The organism is Flavicella marina (assembly GCF_009193215.1).
In the GTDB taxonomy this organism is placed as follows: Bacteria; Bacteroidota; Bacteroidia; order Flavobacteriales; family Flavobacteriaceae; genus Flavicella; species Flavicella marina.
In genome coordinates this window covers 207,193-224,117 of sequence record NZ_VYVA01000005.1, presented here as the reverse complement: position 1 = coordinate 224,117, position 16,925 = coordinate 207,193, and the positions used below count along the sequence as shown (strand labels likewise).

15 protein-coding genes are annotated in these 16,925 nt (G+C 33.3%); 5 read left to right on the top strand and 10 right to left on the bottom strand.

From position 1 onward, the window contains the following. The first annotated feature begins 56 nt into the window (after positions 1-56). The gene (locus tag F6P99_RS11740) at positions 57-1,289 is read left to right on the top strand and encodes a purple acid phosphatase family protein (RefSeq protein WP_193316069.1); all 1,233 of its coding nucleotides are present in this window, start codon (positions 57-59) and stop codon (positions 1,287-1,289) included. Here F6P99_RS11740 and F6P99_RS11735 read toward each other — a convergent pair whose 3' ends face one another. After that, a complete protein-coding gene (locus F6P99_RS11735) occupies positions 1,290-2,762 on the bottom strand; it encodes a hypothetical protein (RefSeq protein WP_152287678.1) in 1,473 nt (490 codons plus the stop codon). Positions 2,763-2,918: 156 nt separating this feature from the next. On the opposite strand from F6P99_RS11735, the gene F6P99_RS11730 reads away from it, so the two are divergent. Both F6P99_RS11730 and yiaA read left to right on the top strand, forming a co-directional pair. Beyond that, complete coding sequence (locus tag F6P99_RS11730) at positions 2,919-3,338, top strand: hypothetical protein (protein WP_152287677.1); 420 nt, start codon at positions 2,919-2,921, stop codon at positions 3,336-3,338. 78 nt (positions 3,339-3,416) lie between these two features. Then, positions 3,417-3,932, top strand: a complete 516-nt coding sequence (gene yiaA / locus F6P99_RS11725) for an inner membrane protein YiaA (protein ID WP_152287676.1) — start codon at positions 3,417-3,419, stop codon at positions 3,930-3,932. A 49-nt stretch (positions 3,933-3,981) separates the two neighbouring features. On the opposite strand, the gene F6P99_RS11720 is transcribed toward yiaA, so the two are convergent. The 5 genes from F6P99_RS11720 to F6P99_RS11700 all read right to left on the bottom strand — a co-directional run bounded on the left by F6P99_RS11720 (position 3,982) and on the right by F6P99_RS11700 (position 9,692). Continuing rightward, positions 3,982-5,958, bottom strand: a complete 1,977-nt coding sequence (locus F6P99_RS11720; RefSeq protein WP_152287675.1) for a ComEC/Rec2 family competence protein — start codon at positions 5,956-5,958, stop codon at positions 3,982-3,984. A gap of 81 nt (positions 5,959-6,039) precedes the next feature. Continuing rightward, positions 6,040-6,468 carry a S1 RNA-binding domain-containing protein gene (locus F6P99_RS11715; protein ID WP_152287674.1) on the bottom strand — a complete coding sequence of 143 codons (429 nt, stop codon included), beginning with the start codon at positions 6,466-6,468 and terminating at the stop codon, positions 6,040-6,042. 5 nt (positions 6,469-6,473) lie between these two features. Beyond that, complete coding sequence (gene menD, locus F6P99_RS11710; RefSeq protein WP_152287673.1) at positions 6,474-8,147, bottom strand: 2-succinyl-5-enolpyruvyl-6-hydroxy-3-cyclohexene-1-carboxylic-acid synthase; 1,674 nt, start codon at positions 8,145-8,147, stop codon at positions 6,474-6,476. A 57-nt stretch (positions 8,148-8,204) separates the two neighbouring features. Beyond that, positions 8,205-9,257, bottom strand: a complete 1,053-nt coding sequence (locus F6P99_RS11705) for a chorismate-binding protein (RefSeq protein ID WP_152287672.1) — start codon at positions 9,255-9,257, stop codon at positions 8,205-8,207. Positions 9,258-9,266: 9 nt separating this feature from the next. Continuing rightward, the gene (locus F6P99_RS11700) at positions 9,267-9,692 is read right to left on the bottom strand and encodes a PaaI family thioesterase (RefSeq protein WP_152287671.1); all 426 of its coding nucleotides are present in this window, start codon (positions 9,690-9,692) and stop codon (positions 9,267-9,269) included. A 141-nt stretch (positions 9,693-9,833) separates the two neighbouring features. On the opposite strand from F6P99_RS11700, the gene F6P99_RS11695 reads away from it, so the two are divergent. Beyond that, entirely contained in the window at positions 9,834-10,355 is a 522-nt protein-coding gene (locus tag F6P99_RS11695; protein ID WP_193316068.1) for an IS1096 element passenger TnpR family protein, read from the top strand. A gap of 83 nt (positions 10,356-10,438) precedes the next feature. Here the strand turns inward: F6P99_RS11695 and F6P99_RS11690 are convergent, their stop codons facing one another. Together F6P99_RS11690 and trxA are read right to left on the bottom strand one after the other, a co-directional pair. Continuing rightward, complete coding sequence (locus F6P99_RS11690) at positions 10,439-11,503, bottom strand: hypothetical protein (RefSeq protein WP_152287670.1); 1,065 nt, start codon at positions 11,501-11,503, stop codon at positions 10,439-10,441. A 164-nt stretch (positions 11,504-11,667) separates the two neighbouring features. Beyond that, on the bottom strand, positions 11,668-11,985 hold the full coding sequence (trxA, locus tag F6P99_RS11685) for a thioredoxin (protein WP_152287669.1): 318 nt from the start codon (positions 11,983-11,985) through the stop codon (positions 11,668-11,670). Between the two features lie 179 nt (positions 11,986-12,164). Between trxA and F6P99_RS11680 the strand changes: the two genes are divergently transcribed. Beyond that, entirely contained in the window at positions 12,165-12,995 is an 831-nt protein-coding gene (locus tag F6P99_RS11680; protein WP_152287668.1) for a 2OG-Fe(II) oxygenase, read from the top strand. A 37-nt stretch (positions 12,996-13,032) separates the two neighbouring features. On the opposite strand, the gene metF is transcribed toward F6P99_RS11680, so the two are convergent. Together metF and metH are read right to left on the bottom strand one after the other, a co-directional pair. Next, complete coding sequence (gene metF, locus F6P99_RS11675; RefSeq protein ID WP_152287667.1) at positions 13,033-13,992, bottom strand: methylenetetrahydrofolate reductase [NAD(P)H]; 960 nt, start codon at positions 13,990-13,992, stop codon at positions 13,033-13,035. Positions 13,993-14,210: 218 nt separating this feature from the next. Next, on the bottom strand, positions 14,211-16,874 hold the full coding sequence (gene metH / locus F6P99_RS11670; protein WP_394349542.1) for a methionine synthase: 2,664 nt from the start codon (positions 16,872-16,874) through the stop codon (positions 14,211-14,213). Between the last annotated feature and the right edge of the window lie 51 nt (positions 16,875-16,925).

Below are 16,925 nucleotides of genomic sequence, written 5' to 3'. Positions count from 1 at the left end.
TCAAGATGAAAAAAAATGTAGATTTACAGCACTCATTTTTTAAACCACAAATCTCCATGAGAAAAATTTTAGCACTTTTAACGTTACCCCTATTGTTTGCCTTTTCATCCTATTTAAAAAACAACAGTTACGAACAACCTGAATTACTAAGAGAGCCCTATTTACAAATGGTTCGAGAAAATAGTGCTACAATTACATGGAAGACAAATGATGTTACCGAAAACTGTTATGTAGAAATTCAAAAAGAAACATCAAACAAAATTATCAGCAAGCAAGGCAAACTCACACAGCATGAAAATAACACGTTTAACGAAGTAGTTTTTGACAAACTTGAACCTAACACAAAATATTATTATAGCATCTTTTCAAACGGCTACAAACTTGCCACGGGAAAAAATTATTTTTTTATCACCAACCCAAAAAAAGGTAAAACAGCGTTTACTTTTTATGCTTTAGGAGATATCGGAGCGAAATTACCCCATAGTTTCGCTGACAAGCCAGCAAAGTGTATAGAAAAACTAAACCACAAACCAAGTTTTGGATTAGGACTAGGAGATATTGTATATCCTAAGGGAGAAAGCAGAAACTATGACAAGCAATTATTTTTACCTTTCGAAAACATTTTTAAAAACACCCCATTTTATCCAGTCCCTGGAAACCATGATTGGTACACTGATCCAGAAAAGAATTTTGAAAAAGAATGGTCTCTTCCAAATAACGAACATTACTATAGCTTTTCATATTCCAATGCCTTATTTATCGGATTAGATTCGTCTAAAGGAGAGTTCTACAATTACAAAGAACAAGTCGCTTGGTTGCAAAAAACGTTGAACGAAAACAAAGATACGTTTGACTGGACTATTGTTTACCTGCATCATAATGGTAAAACATGCTCTTACAAACCCAATTACGAGGCTGTAATTTCTATCTACAAAATACTTGCAGAGAACGAAGTGGATTTATTATTAAATGGTCATGCTCATACCTATGAAAGATTAAAACCTTACAACAAAGAAGGAGATATAGATACTAATAGAACAAACCATTCGGAATATAAAAATCTAGATGAAAACTTTATTTCTATTACTGTGGGAGCTGGTGGTAAACTCAATAACAAGTGGGAGCCTAACCCAAGTGACAAAAAAAACTGTGAAAACGGAGACATTGTCGCTCACTATGAACATGAACCTAGTTTTTCTCTAATTTCTATTGATGGAAAAACCTTAAAGTTTGAAGGAATCAACTCTATTAACGGGAAAACATTTGATAGTTTTACAATAAAGAAATAACTATTGCAACAACTCTAAACAGGCAGAATACAATTCTTTTTTATCAATTTTTGCTTTTAGCCAAGCATAAAAACAAAGAATAAATACATCTTCTGTTTTGGTGTCGTCTTTTACTAATTCATTCACTTTTTTCTTAAAAGAATCTTTTTCTACACATGTGTTGTCTTTGTAATAGACAGTAATCAACTTTACAAATTCAAGAACTCTCGTCTCGTTATGATGGACAAGTAAATATTTATGTTTTTTTCTAAAGCTCACTAATCTAGCCTGAAACAAGTCATAAGAATCCAACTCTAAAAGCAGCAATAATTCAATCAGATTTTTCTGAACAACCCACAGTGTTCCTACTTTTTGTGTATACCAAACATCGCTGTGATAAAATTTAGAATAGATTCTATAGGCTTCTTCGATATTCCCTTTGAAAAACAAAACTACAACCTTTGAAAGTAAGAGGTCATAATATTCTTCGGTTCGAGACACCTCTTTTGGGCAATCATCTAAAGTAATTAATGCATGCTCTAATTCACCGGAAAACAAGGCTGTTAATACTTTCAATAATTTATATTTTAATACAAAATGATTGAAATAAACACCTTTCTTTAACCTCATATGAGAATCCATTGCTTTTAAGTATGTGTTGGCAACATCCATTTTTTTTATTCTAAAATTAAAGTTTGCCAAATAAAACAACAACTGAATCTTTTCAGGAAGATAACGCTCGATGTCAATATCTTTCTTATTTATATCAGCCATGGTGTTTTCTACAAAAGTCCAAAGTTCAATGTGCTTACTACTAACGTGGGCAACTGTGTTAAACACCTCAATAATTTTTATCAATGCCACAAAATGTAATCCACGAGAAGAGGTAATTGCAAATTTTTCTAAATTCGACTCTAAAACTTCTATAGGATCTTTTGAGGTATTTTCTAACTCATATTGAATTGTCGCATAAAACATTTGAAGGTTTTCTTGCAACTGTAATTGCAATTTATTTTTCTCAAAAGCATTTTTTACCGCAACAAAATCATACAGCTTTGACTTATGCAGGTGCTGAATTTTCAGTAGGTATATTTCATGCAACAATTGAAAAAAGTCATGCTTTTGAGCTTTTAACTCAGCTTTTTTTAACGTTTTAAACGCAAGCTCATTCTGTTTACACAAAAAAAAGTATTTACTAGCTTCCAACAACTTAGTAATAACCGCTTCTTTGGAGTTTCCTTTAGAAAAAGAATCACTAGCAATAAACTCAATCAAAGAATCATGCAATCGCTTACTTATAGCATGATAAGCTCCTTTGTTAGAAACACCATAAAGTTTAATATCAATAGATTTATCCTCTATTCCATTCGATAACATTAAAAATAATTCAATATTCTTAACATCCCCCCTTCTATTCTTTTTCTTCAGTACAGACAGAAACTCTTTTTTCTGATCCAAAGAAAATGTATCAATAATGATTTTATTTACACTCATTATATCATTAGTTTAACAACACACAATATACCAATATACATACATAAAACACAAATAAACAGAATATTTAATCGTAAGTATTTTACAAAAATAGAATTTACACTTCATTGATCTACAAGCATCTTTGCATCAGTAATAAGAACCTAATAAAATACTATGCAATTTTTAAATGTCATTTGGCCTGCTGTATACGTCAGTCAAGCCTTCTCAGAATTTTGGTTTATCATTTTTGGAACCATTGCAATCGAACTCATAACAATTCGATACTTCTTAAAAACTTCTTGGGCAAGCTCCTTAGTCATGTCTGTAGTAGGAAATCTGGTATCAGGAATCATCGGAACGTTTATCATGACGTATGGTATGTTTGTTTGGCATTTGATCGCAGACACTCTTTTTTTTAAAGCAACATTCAATCCAATCAACTGGATCATGACCTTTATTTTGATGTGCTTAGGTAGTGTAATCCTTGAAGCTTTAGCAGTAAAAATTATCCTGAAAAAAAACATCAAAAAAATTTTCATTCCACTTCTAATTGGAAATCTTATGAGCTACATTTTTATTGCCATACTTATGTAGCATATAGATAACATCAAGAAGCACATCCAAGCTGGAAAGCTAATAAACAGTTATTATTAACGAAAAAAAACATTTATTATGGACTATAATTTTAAAAGTGACGCCACAGATCAGAACTTATCGAATAAAAAAACAAAATCATCAAAAAAAGAAAGAACACCTCAGTTTGATCAAAAGCCAACTCCGGCATTTATTGGGGCGTCTTGGTTCGCTCTTTTGTCTGGAACACTTGCCTACTGTATCGGTTTATGGAATTCCGATATGCTGCTAAACGAACGTGGCTATTACTTTACCATTCTATTATTTGGATTATTCTCTGCCGTATCACTTCAAAAAAGTGTACGAGACAAATTAGAAGGATTGAAAGTAACAGAAATGTACCACAAAATAAGTTGGTTCTCTGCGCTCTCTGCTCTTGTGTTACTGACAATAGGACTATGGAATGCCGACCTATTAGCAAGTGAAAAAGGTTTTTATGCGATGTCTTATTTATTAAGTTTATTTTCGGCTATTGCGGTTCAAAAAAACACAAGAGATAAGGCATACATTGAGTCTATAGAGTCGGAAAATAGTAACCAAAAGACTAAGAGTTAATAAACCAAATTCAAAAATTTACAAGCCATTTCTATTTTGAAGTGGCTTTTTATTTTAAAACAAATGCTCCGTCTGTTTGTGTATCATGAAAATGAACTTTGTACTTTAAACATGTAATTTTCCACCTTTCCTTTACTTGCGGATAGCTCGAACCATCAGCCACAACAACCCTAGGTTTAAGAAGTTTCAAACAGCGCTCAAGATGTATCTTTGGTGAGTTTCTTAGTACTAAAATTTCAGGTTGAAAATTTGGGACTTTATAGAAATTTTTATTGTCAATGATAAATATATTTTGAGATTTATAATTTATCAAATTCGGCACCTCTTCTCTACTCATAATCAAGTCAGCTCCAGTCTTCACAAGATAACTCTCTATCAATTTTTCATTTTTAGCAGTTCCAAAAAAACGTACTTTCCCCTCGTTAGAAACTGCAATCGATGACTTTTTATATTGTTGGAAAATCACTAATTCATTATAGTTTTTCTGCACATACAACTCATAAAACATAGCCAACTGAAAAACGAAAACAGCCAAAAGAGAAATATGAATTCTCTTCAAAGTAATTTTATAAAACAGAAAAACAAAGCTGATTAGTAACAGGTAAGAAACCACTAATAGTAATTTTGAAAAATAGATGACATCCCACAACCAAGCTTCTTGTTTTGAAATAAAGTCAATACATACATTAAATTTCTCTATAATAAACGAATAACACTCAAACAATATTTTAATATTTATCTGAAACTTAGCACATATCAAAACCAACAAACCTAATATCAAAATCAGTCCTAGACAAGGCAAGACTACCAAATTAGATACAATAAACAAACCTGGGAATTGATGAAAATAATACAAACATATCGGCAACAAACCCAACTGTGCAGATATAGACACAGACATTAGATTCCATACAAACCTCAAAACACTATTTTTCGGACTCCATAGTTTTTGAAACAAAGGATAAATAACAACAATAGACACAACAGCCACATAACTCATGACAAACCCTAGGTCAAATATTAAATATGGGTTAACCAGCAATAAAATCAAAGCTGAAGTTATTATCGAATGATAGATTGAATTGTTTTTTTGAAGTACTATTCCAAATGAAATAAATGAAAACATGGTTACCGCACGTACGACAGACGAAGACAAACCTGCAATAAAAGCATAACTCCAGAGGAAAAGCACAATAAGAAAAAGTGAAATTATTTTACCATACCTAAACCTCCGCAACGGACTTAAAAAAAAATGCAACAACACAACTAAAAGACCAACATGCAAACCACTCACAGCAAATATATGTATGACTCCGGCATCTGTATAACTCTCTCTTACTTCTGTTGAAATATTTTTTCGATCTCCTAATAACAATGCAGTAGTAATCGCTAACACATCCTGATTATTAATATATCTCTTTAAATGCTGACCTAAATCTTGTTGGATCAATGAAGCAGAACGCCTCCATGATGTATTTTTACTTTCTGAGAGTATCCAATGCACCGTGTCAATTACTACTTGTCTATGAATATTTTTCTTAGCCAAATAATTCTTATAATCAAACCCGTAAGGATTCATCGATTTTTTAAGAGTTACTAGCTTTGTATTTGCCAAAATAAAATCGCCAACTGCTAGTGAATTTGACAAACTATCTGACATTATTTTTATTAAAACCCTTTCTTTAAAAATCGTTTTTTCACCTTTATGAATATACCCGTAAAAATTTGATGAATAGTTTGTTGATTTTAATACTGCATCTATTTCGAATACATAATTTGTGGCACTTACAGCTATAGGCGCTTCTTTAACTTGTCTAACTTGCATAGCATACATACCAAGCAGAAAAACCAACAACATACTTGTACCACGAAACACCACTTTGAATTTCAATAATAACAAACATGCGACAGCACATAATATCCAAATTGAAAAAGCAAGTGGCGTTTTAGTGTAATATTGGTAAAAAACACCAATCACATAAAACAAAAGTATATGCATCGGGATGTACCGAAAAACAGATTTCATAGCAACTTAAAGTTACTAAAATTTGAACAAAAAAAATCCCTTTAGATTTTGACTAAAGGGATTTTATATAATTTTTACAACTTACTTAGTTTCAGAAACCAATTGAATTCCGTTCTCTAAAATTTCAATTTGCTTGGCTTTGTACAAACCACCGATAGCACTTTTAAAAGATTTTTTACTCATTTTAAAATGGTACTTAATATCTTCTGGACTACTTTTATCATTATACCCTATAAAACCACCATCCAAACTTTTCAGTTTATTTAAAATAACAGCTTCATTTTCACCAATTTTATTTAAGAAACCAACAGGTTGTAAAGAAACATCTATCAACCCATCTTCTCTAATTTTTTTGACATATGCTTCTAAACGTTGTCCTTCACGAACTCTCTGAAAAACTTCATTTTTATAAAGCATACCCTCATATTCTTCTTCAACCAGTACACGAATACCAATATTCGTAAAACGACCTATCACAACTTCTATCTTTTGCCCTACTTCTAATTCCATTTTTCTTATTTTAAATTATTAAAATATTCTTTCAATACAACATCATTGATTTCCGAAGGAGTATGTATTTCTAACAGTTTTGGCTGTTCACTTACTGCATAAAAATCAACCAATGTATTTCTCAATTCTTTTTCGTCAAATACAGACTGGTAAGAAACACCATACATTTTACATAAATGCTCTGCTTTTAAGCCATGTGGTGTTTCAAAATAATCTAAAGCACCACTTTTTTGAGGTCCCGGGATAAATTTAAAAATACCTCCCCCATTATTATTTATCAAGATTACCCGAAATGAACTAGGAATATAAGCATTCCATAAAGCGTTGCTATCGTAGAAAAAACTAATATCACCTGTAAGAAAAACAACTTGTTCCTCAACACTCATAGCCGCTCCGATTGCTGTTGAGGTGCTACCATCTATCCCACTAGTACCTCGGTTACAAAACACTTTAATACTCGGCGATAGCTGAAACAATTGACTATATCTTACTATCGAACTATTGCTTAATTGCAATTGACTGTTTTCAGGAATTGATTCTAATATGATATTATGTACTTTAAAATCTGAATAACCTGTGTTTTCGAGAAATTTGATGTGCTTTTCTTTTCTTATTTTTTTGACAGCAAGCCAAGTAGTAGAAAAATCACTTTTCATGGATTTGGTCAAAAAGAAAAATTGACTAAAAAACAATTGAGCGGAAATTTCAAAATGACGTGTCATACAGTGAAAAGAATCCAAAGCTCTATGTTCGTTCACATGCCAATGTTCAACCGGTTGGTGTTTTCTAAAAAACTGTTTGATACGTTTAGAGACAACCAAACCTCCTAAGGTTAACAGTATTTCAGGCTTTAATTCTTCTTGCGCTTCTTCTGTTAAAGGAAATAGCAGCTGATCTATAGAATTGACACAACGCTCATGTCTCATGTTTGAGGTTGTTTCGGTAAACACTAACACAGAAGAATCTTTTAACAGGTGTTCTATTTGTGTTTCTAATAGTTCATCAGGAAAACTACTTCCAATCAGCACAATTTTTTTCTTTGCTGTATTCCATTTATCAGCATACACTTGAAGTTCATCAACATCTAGAGGTTCTTCTTTCAATGTCGATTTAGAAAAATCGTAATGCGCTTCAATTGGCAGCTCTAAAATAGTTTCTACTGTTTCATACAAAGGTTCATCAAAAGGGATATTGATATGTACCGGTGCACTATTTAAAACAGCTGTATACAATGCATTCTTTATCTCTTCGGCGTTATGATGGTTTTCACCTGTAATCAAATTCGCTGAGTATGCAATATGGTTTTCAAAAACATTTTTTTGTTGAATCGTTTGACCATCCCCTATTTCTAGTAAATGTTCTGGTCTATCAGCTGAAAGTACCACCAAAGGAATATCGCTATAAAAAGCTTCAGCAATCGCTGGATAATAATTTAATAAGGCAGAACCTGATGTACACAACAAAGCAACCGGTTTTTGGGTTTGTTGCGCCATACCCAATGCAACAAAACCTGCAGCTCGTTCGTCTACAATACTATAGGTAGCAATTTTAGGATGACTCGTAAAACCAATGGTCAACGGAGCATTTCTAGACCCCGGAGATATCACAACAGTGTCAATACCATTTGCTATACATGAGGCGATTACTATTTGGGCAAGGTCTTTTTTAGGGTACTTCATTTATAGCTGAATCGTTCTTTAAAATGTCTATCTACATTTAAATTTCAGCTTGTAAAATTACAAAATAGATTCCATTGTTTTACACTTTGCAACAGTTTCTTGCCACTCTAATTCTGGGTCACTTTTCGCAGTAATACCACCTCCAACATACAAGGTTATCTTATTATTTACATACTGTAAACAACGTAAATTTACATATAGAGAAGTTGTTCCTGTTGTATTTATCTCCCCAAGAAAACCAGTGTAAAATGTTCTATCGAATGCTTCGTTGGCAAGTATATATTCCTTGGCTAAATCACCCGGAAATCCGCAAACAGCGGGAGTAGGATGCAAAACCGAAACAAGAGATTCAATTCCCAATCCATCCTTCAAAGCACCTGAAATATCTGTTCGTAAATGCAAGAGAGCACCTGCTTTCACCGTATAGGTGTCTGATTTTTCTAATGTTTGAGAAACTTTCTCCAAGTTAGAGACAACATAATCTGTAACCAATTGCTGCTCTTCTATCTCCTTCTCTCCCCAAGCAACATTTTCAGAACCTTGATATTTTTGCGTACCTGCCAAAGACATGGTCGAAAAACGATCTTTTTCAATTTCTAACAACGTTTCTGGCGTTGCTCCCATCCATAAACCTATTTTTGGGTGGTACAAAATATAGCAAGTCGCATTCACATATTTTCCAACCAGCTTTTTAAATGATTCTAACGCAGAAAAGTCTGTCTTTTGAATTTCTTTCGTTCTGGCAATTACAATTTTCGAAACTTTTTCTGTATGAATGAACTCTTTAGTATTTTTCACAAAATCAACATGCTGCAAAGCTGTTTCCGTTTCTTCAGTAAAAATTGTATCCGCCTTTTTATCAGCTTCTAAAAGTACAGAAACCTCAGCCTCTGAAATCGAATCAGCTGCAATAAACACAGTTGGTTTTTGAGAGTCAAATGGTGCAAAAACAAAACCATTTTCTGAAAAATTATTTGTTTGATGCAAACTGTCGTCTTCTTGAAACAGTGCTCTTATTTTTTTAGAATTTGCTCGTTTATAAGCTACAAATGGCAGTTTGTTTTGGTATGCAACTGCCACCTTTTCTAACAGGTCGTTATATAGAATCAATTGTTGCGCTTATTTTTTCTTTGGTAAAACTATATTGGTCAATTTGCAAAATGAAACCAAATTTTCTTGTTCGTCTCGTACTTCTATTTTCCAAAGGTGCGTTGTTTTTCCTTTGTGTAAAACACTTGCTGTGGCGATAACTTTCCCTTTTGAAACACTTTTTATATGGTTGGAAGTAATTTCTATACCTCTTACTTCATACGATTCATTGTCAATCAACAAATGTGATGCAGCACTACCTACACTTTCAGCTAATGCAACAGTTGCACCACCATGGAGCAATCCCATCGGCTGATGTACTTTAGAAGTAACTGGCATCGTAGCAACTAAAAAATCTTCTCCTACATCGATGTACTCTATCTCTAGTGTTTCCATTAAGGTATTTTTCGTGATTTTATTTGCGATAGCAAGCATTTTCGTACGATCCATATTTATTTAATTTGGGTGTTAAAAATACAACTTCCTAGGCAATCTTATTTCATATCTTATCGAATATTTCTAAAAAGAATCTTTCTCTTTTTTTTGATTTGTAAATTTTGAAACTCTAATTTTGTATCGGTTAAAATATATTTAGGTATGATTAGTAAAATAAGAGTTGTTTTAGATGTGAAGGAAGATGTTATTAGAACTATTACCATAGATTCTAAAAGCACTCTTGAAGAATTACACCAAACGATTTCGAACGTTTTTGGTTTTAATGGTCAACAAATGGCTTCATTTTACAGAACCGATGACGACTGGAATCAAGGAGAAGAAATACCTTTGATCAATATGGATGATAGTCCAGGTGCACTTTCTATGGCGACTACTACCATTGAGCAAAACATAGAAGACGAAGGAGAAAAGTTAATTTATGTATATGATTTTTTAGAAATGTGGACTTTCTTTGTTGAACTTATCGAAACAAATGAAACCACAGAAGACGAATTGCCTAAATTGATCTTATCGATTGGTGAGGTTCCAGAAAAATCTCCAGAAAAAGAATTCACCTCAGACAACGCTGGTAGCTCAAACGACCCTTACGATCTTGGAGATGAATTTGACGATAATTTTGGAGAATTCGAAAGCTTAGACGATTTAGATACTGATATCTATTAACAACTCGTTATTATATAAAACAAAAAACGCCTTGAAATCTATCTTCAAGGCGTTTTTTATTGGCATTCAAAAAATACAAAGTCTTATTTATAAATCAAATAGCTGTTTTCACTTTCATAATTACGAACTACAAAATCAAACCCAACCTTTAATATTTCTCCCATAGTTTCACATTTTTTAAACTTCATATCTTTTGTGAATTCTTGAAGGTCCGTTTTTAATTGTTTTACTTTTTCTGGACTAGATATTACATCATTAGACATACATTCTAACAAAGACATTACCCTACTATGAATACGAATAATACGTTTGGAAATAGCAGAGCGTTCTTCTATGCGATACTGGTTTATAGATTCCTCTCGTAAATTTTCGTGAACCATGTCTACATACAAATTATTTTCTTTTAGAAACTGAGGCATGTATACTTTCAATCGTCCTTCATAACACTGCTGATCAAAATCAATCGCACGGATTCTATATTGCACTTGATCAAAATCGTGGGTTGGCACAATCACATAATTGTAAGAACGCATATCGCCCAACAAACGAATAATACAACGCTCATTAAACTTCACAAATTCTTTTGACAATTGTTTTTGATCTCTTGTCGAAAAATTTTTATATCCTTCGTTCATAAAAACATCACCAGGAATCCCTTGAATATGACCTTCCACAATCGTATCTTTATACACCAAAAAATTAATTCTATCTGGAGATAATAAATGCTCTAATTCTAAACCATATACACGAGAAGCATCTGCCTTTTTAATGTACATGTACGTGTAGTTATCATTTAAAATATTTCGAACTTTTATACGAAAAGGTTTAGAGTTTCCAAAAGTACAGTAATCAACCTCGTCAATATTTAAATACGGAATCGATTCGTTACTACCATCCGCATGTAAAATGGCATATACTTTTTTAAGGTTCAAATCGATTTCTGCTCTCTCAAATTCTGGATAATATACACGAATCCATAAAGTATCTTTACCTGCTTTATCATACACCTCAATTGCACCCGAATAACGAAGTAAATCTTCATAAACAACAGGCATAACAACATTTCGATTGTATGTTTTTAAATATTCTAGCAACTTATTGTTGATCGGAAAGCTTGGCTTTTTCTTAGATATCAACTTTTCATCCATACACTATATCTTCAAATTCTATACTTGTTAAGCACTAAAGTGCGTCTAACAAAATTACTTAAAAAAAAGGACTTTTAAGTCTTCTTATCCTACGAACTTAGTACTACAAAATAAAAAAGCAGTACAAAAATGTACTGCTTTTTTATTTTGTAAAAAGAATATTTTTATAAAACTGCATCGATTTTAGCAGCATAAGTAGCTTTTGGAGCCACACCTACTTGCTTATCAACAACTTCACCATTTTTAAACAATAAAACTGTAGGAATATTTCTTACACCGTATTTTGCTGCAAATTCTTGATTGTTATCTACATCAACTTTTCCAACAACAGCTTTTCCATCATAATCATTGCTTATTTCTTCAATGATTGGCCCAACCATTCTACAAGGTCCACACCAAGTTGCCCAAAAATCAACCAACACCGGTTGAGATGCTTTTAATACTACTTCTTCAAAAGTTGCGTCTGTTATTTCTAATGCCATAACTATATATTTTTTAATGTTGTTATTTACTTTTTTTACACTTACAAATGTAGTCAAATATTTTACTTAAAACTTTCTACCTGAATCACTTTTTTTTATAGCTGTATTCAACTTAATGATTAAAAAAAATTTTTTGCAGCAAAACAAATTCATTAATTTCGTTTCAAATAAATCAAACTATGAAAGAATTAAAAAAGTCAGATGTGGTGAACTCGCCATACCCTCATGTTGTAATTAATGAGTTTACTTCATTTGGAGATCAACTAGAAATAGAGTTTCCTAAGCTCGAATTATTTGGAAACACGATAAGAATGGATGGGGATTTAAATTCTAATGATGACAACTTTAAAAAACTAAATAATGATAGTCGAACATATGCCAGCATAAATGAGTATTTTATTTCAAAAAAATTCATTGAAAATATTCTAGATGCTTTCGATGAACAAATAGAGGAACATATTAAAATTGGTGAATTATTAATAGATCCTCGAGACCTAGAAATATCTGAAACATGTTTAGAAGCAAGAAACGGAAGCGCTCTCATCGAATTTCCTGAGCCTAAATTATTTTCAAGAATAGATATTGGCTATGCAGGAAAAGCATATGGTATAAACAATGGAGGGAAAGGAATACACACAGATAATAGAAGAAGGCTTTTTTCTTGTTTATTATACATAAACACTCCTAAAAACATTAAAGGAGGCGAGCATAGAATGTATCAAATGCACGAAAACTACTCTTTAAAGCAAGATAAAAGTTACACTCCGAAACAAGACTTATTTTTAGCATCACTTCAATCTAATTATGCATTTCACGATGTAAATCCAATAACAGAGATAGAGGGATATAGAAAAGCAATATATATCGGAGTTACGTGCTCAAATGAATTATGGAAAAAAATTGATGATGTTAATCAAGCAAAACTCACTCAGAATAGATACACCGCTCCACCTACAAAACCCAAATCAAAATCTTTAATAAGCAAATTCTTACTAAAAATTTTCAAATAAAAAAAAGAGCTTTAATAAATTATTAAAGCTCTTTTTTTTAAAATACTTCTCTCGCTATCTTAACAATATTATCAGATTTTCCCATAGAATAATAATGAACCGTTGGTGCGCCTGCAGCCATCAATTCTTTACTTTGTTCAATCGCCCATTCAATTCCTACTTGTCGAATCGCCTGCTTGTCTCCTTTGCAATCTAGCACAGCTTTTTCTAGAGCCAATGGTAAATCTAAACTAAACACTTTTGGTAATATTTGTAAATGACGTTCAACTGCAATTGGTTTGATACCCGGAATGATTGGCACCGTAATACCAATATTTTTAGCAGCCTCAACAAATTCGAAATATTTTTTATTATCGAAAAACATCTGTGTCACCACATAATCAGCACCCGCATCAACCTTCTCTTTCAAACGCAATAAATCAGAATCTAAACTAGGCGCTTCAAAATGCTTTTCAGGATACCCTGCTACCCCAATACAAAAATCAGGTTTGGTATCCATTTCAACAGTTTCATTTAAAAACTTCCCTTCATTCATTCGGTTTATTTGCTTCACCAAATCAACGGCATAATTGTTACCACCTTCACATGGTACAAACTGCGATTCGTGTTTCATAGAATCGCCACGCAAAGCTACCAAGTTGTCGATCCCTAAATACTGCAAATCAACCAAAACATATTCCGTTTCTTCTTTGGTAAAACCTCCACACAAAACATGTGGTACGGTATCCACATCATACTTATGCATTAACGAAGCACAAATCCCCACTGTACCCGGACGCATACGAGTCATTTTTCGCTCTAACAAGCCATTACCTTTTTCAATATACACATACTCCTCTCGAGATGTTGTAACATCGATAAACTTAGGTTTGAACTCCATTAAAGGATCAATATTATCGTATAATTTCTGAATATTTTGTCCTTTTACAGGAGGTACAATTTCAAAAGAAAACAATGATTTTCCGTTTGCTTCTTTGATGTGATCTGTTACTTTCATTTTTGTGTTTTATTTGGGCGTTCCTTTTCAGGTCGGGCTATTCGCTGTATCTTTACTATTTCTTGAGACTTCGATATGCTCAGCCTCCAAAATAAAAAAGGATGTCGCTGCTATCCCTAACGCGCATGCGAAATTACATAATTCCTCTATATAAAAAAAAGCCTAATGATTTTAAAAATACACTAGGCCCTTTATTGTTTCTATGAATATTCTCAATATCAATCGTTCAAATTAGGTGCCAACCAGCGTTCCATAACTTGTTTGGTATACCCTCTTCTTTCTGCAAAATCATGTACTTGTTCCATGGTGATTTTACCCACTCCAAAATACCTTGCTTTCGGATGTGCAAAATACAACCCTGAAACAGATGCTGTTGGAAACATAGCCAAACTATCTGTTAGGTTAACCCCAATATTTTCTTCAACTTGTAATAATTTCCACAACGAAGTTTTCTCAGTATGATCTGGACATGCAGGATATCCTGGTGCCGGACGAATTCCTTGGTACTCTTCTCGTATCAAAGCTTCATTCGATAAATTTTCATCTGATGCATATCCCCAAAACTCTTTACGAACTTTATCATGTAAATATTCTGCAAATGCTTCAGCGAATCGATCTCCTAAAGCCTTTACCATGATGCTGTTATAATCATCTAAATCTGCTTTGTATTTTTCAGCAATCTCTTCAACTCCAAATCCAGTAGACACACAGAAACCTCCAATATAATCTTCTAAACCTGTTTCTTTCGGCGCAACAAAATCGGCCAAAGCAATATTAGGTTTTCCAGCTCCTTTTTTCGATTGTTGTCTTAATGTCAATACCGTTTCAAGTACTTCAGACCTAGAATTGTCTTTATAGATTTCTATATCATCTGAATTTTCTTTTGTATTAGCAGGAAACAAACCATATACCGCTTTCGCTGTAAACCACTTTTCATCTAAAATTCTATGTAGCATGTCAGTAGCTTCTTTGTACAAATCTGTTGCCTGTTCACCAACAACCTCATCTTCTAAGATTGCAGGAAATTTCCCATGTAACTCCCAAGACTGAAAGAACGGAGTCCAATCTAAATAAGGCACCAATTCGTTCAAGTCTAAATCTTCAATAACATGAACACCCAATTTTTTAGGTTGGTATACATCTTCAGCCTTCCAATCTATGTTAAATTTATTTGCACGAGCTTCTTCTAAAGGTAAATACACTTTTTTACGTGCTCTATTTAAAAATCCATCACGCAATTTATCGTATTCAGTATAAGTATCTTTTAAGAAATCATCTCGTGTATCATCACTTATCAAAGTACTTACAACAGGCACAGAACGAGAAGCATCTAATACATGAATAACTCCATTGTCGTACTCATGTGCTATTTTTACCGCTGTATGCGCTCTAGATGTTGTCGCTCCTCCGATCAATAATGGAATTTTAAAATCCAAACGCTTCATTTCTTTTGCAACATGCACCATTTCATCTAACGATGGTGTAATCAATCCACTCAAACCAATCACATCTACATTGTGAGTCTTAGCTTCTTCTAATATTTTTTCAGGCGGTACCATGACCCCTAAATCAATAATTTCATAATTATTACATGCCAAAACAACACCCACAATATTTTTACCAATATCATGAACATCTCCTTTTACAGTAGCCAACAATACTTTTCCTTGCGCTCTAGAGTTTTCATCTTTTTCAGCTTCGATAAACGGCATCAAATGCGCTACGGCCTTTTTCATGACACGAGCAGATTTAACTACTTGAGGCAAAAACATTTTTCCTTCGCCAAACAAATCTCCAACAACACTCATACCAATCATCAAATGTCCTTCGATAACTTCCAATGGTTTGGCTACAGCCAATCGTGCTTCTTCTACATCTTCAACAATAAAGGTATCTAAACCTTTTACCAAAGAATGGGTAATTCTATCTTGTAATGGAGCTTCTCTCCATTCTAAATTTTGTACTTGAACCTTACCTTTTCCTTTAACAGATTCGGCAAAATCCAACAAACGTTCGGTTGCATCATCACGTCGATCTAAAATAACATCTTCAACGTGTTCTAATAAATCTTTTGGAATATCGTCGTAAACCTCCAACATTGCAGGGTTTACAATTCCCATATTCATTCCTTTTTGAATCGCGTAATACAAGAAAACCGAATGCATCGCTTCACGTACCACATTATTCCCTCGAAATGAAAAAGAAACATTACTAACACCACCACTCACACTTGCATTCAACAAATTCGTTCGAACCCAATATGTTGCTTCTATAAAGTCAATGGCATTTTTTCTATGCTCTTCCATACCTGTTGCTACAGGAAAAATATTCAAGTCAAAAATGATATCTTCTGAAGGGAATCCCAACTCATCTACCATAATATCATAAGAGCGTTTTGCTATTTCACAACGACGCTCGTAATTATCAGCCTGTCCAACTTCATCAAAAGCCATTACAATTACCGCCGCTCCATATCGCTTCAGCAATTTAACATGCTTTCTAAAAGCTTCTTCTCCTTCTTTCAGTGAAATGGAATTCACCACACATTTTCCTTGAACTACCCGCAACCCAGCTTCAATAATATCCCACTTCGAACTATCAATCATGATAGGTACTCGAGAGATATCTGGTTCGGCCATGATCAAATTTAAAAAGCGTACCATCGCCTCTTTTCCATCGATCATACCATCATCCATATTGATGTCGATAATCTGAGCTCCACCTTCTACTTGATCTCTTGCAATTGCCAACGCCTCATCGTATTGCTCTTCTTTAATCAGACGTAAAAATTTACGAGACCCTGCAACATTCGTACGCTCTCCAACATTTATAAAGTTCATATCAGGACTTAGAATTAAAGGCTCTAAACCTGATAACTTCATGTATTTTGTTTGTTTTATGCTCATTCTATATGGAATTGAATCTGTGCTTTA

Bases quoted from the DNA above. Each gene is read 5' to 3' on its own strand.
- F6P99_RS11740 (WP_193316069.1), top strand. From the start codon at position 57: ATGAGAAAAATTTTAGCACTTTTAACGTTACCCCTATTGTTTGCCTTT.
- F6P99_RS11735 (WP_152287678.1), bottom strand. From the start codon at position 2,762: ATGAGTGTAAATAAAATCATTATTGATACATTTTCTTTGGATCAGAAA.
- F6P99_RS11730 (WP_152287677.1), top strand. From the start codon at position 2,919: ATGCAATTTTTAAATGTCATTTGGCCTGCTGTATACGTCAGTCAAGCC.
- yiaA (WP_152287676.1), top strand. From the start codon at position 3,417: ATGGACTATAATTTTAAAAGTGACGCCACAGATCAGAACTTATCGAAT.
- F6P99_RS11720 (WP_152287675.1), bottom strand. From the start codon at position 5,958: ATGAAATCTGTTTTTCGGTACATCCCGATGCATATACTTTTGTTTTAT.
- F6P99_RS11715 (WP_152287674.1), bottom strand. From the start codon at position 6,468: ATGGAATTAGAAGTAGGGCAAAAGATAGAAGTTGTGATAGGTCGTTTT.
- menD (WP_152287673.1), bottom strand. From the start codon at position 8,147: ATGAAGTACCCTAAAAAAGACCTTGCCCAAATAGTAATCGCCTCATGT.
- F6P99_RS11695 (WP_193316068.1), top strand. From the start codon at position 9,834: ATGATTAGTAAAATAAGAGTTGTTTTAGATGTGAAGGAAGATGTTATT.
- F6P99_RS11690 (WP_152287670.1), bottom strand. From the start codon at position 11,503: ATGGATGAAAAGTTGATATCTAAGAAAAAGCCAAGCTTTCCGATCAAC.
- trxA (WP_152287669.1), bottom strand. From the start codon at position 11,985: ATGGCATTAGAAATAACAGACGCAACTTTTGAAGAAGTAGTATTAAAA.
- F6P99_RS11680 (WP_152287668.1), top strand. From the start codon at position 12,165: ATGAAAGAATTAAAAAAGTCAGATGTGGTGAACTCGCCATACCCTCAT.
- metF (WP_152287667.1), bottom strand. From the start codon at position 13,992: ATGAAAGTAACAGATCACATCAAAGAAGCAAACGGAAAATCATTGTTT.
- metH (WP_394349542.1), bottom strand. From the start codon at position 16,874: ATGAAGTTATCAGGTTTAGAGCCTTTAATTCTAAGTCCTGATATGAAC.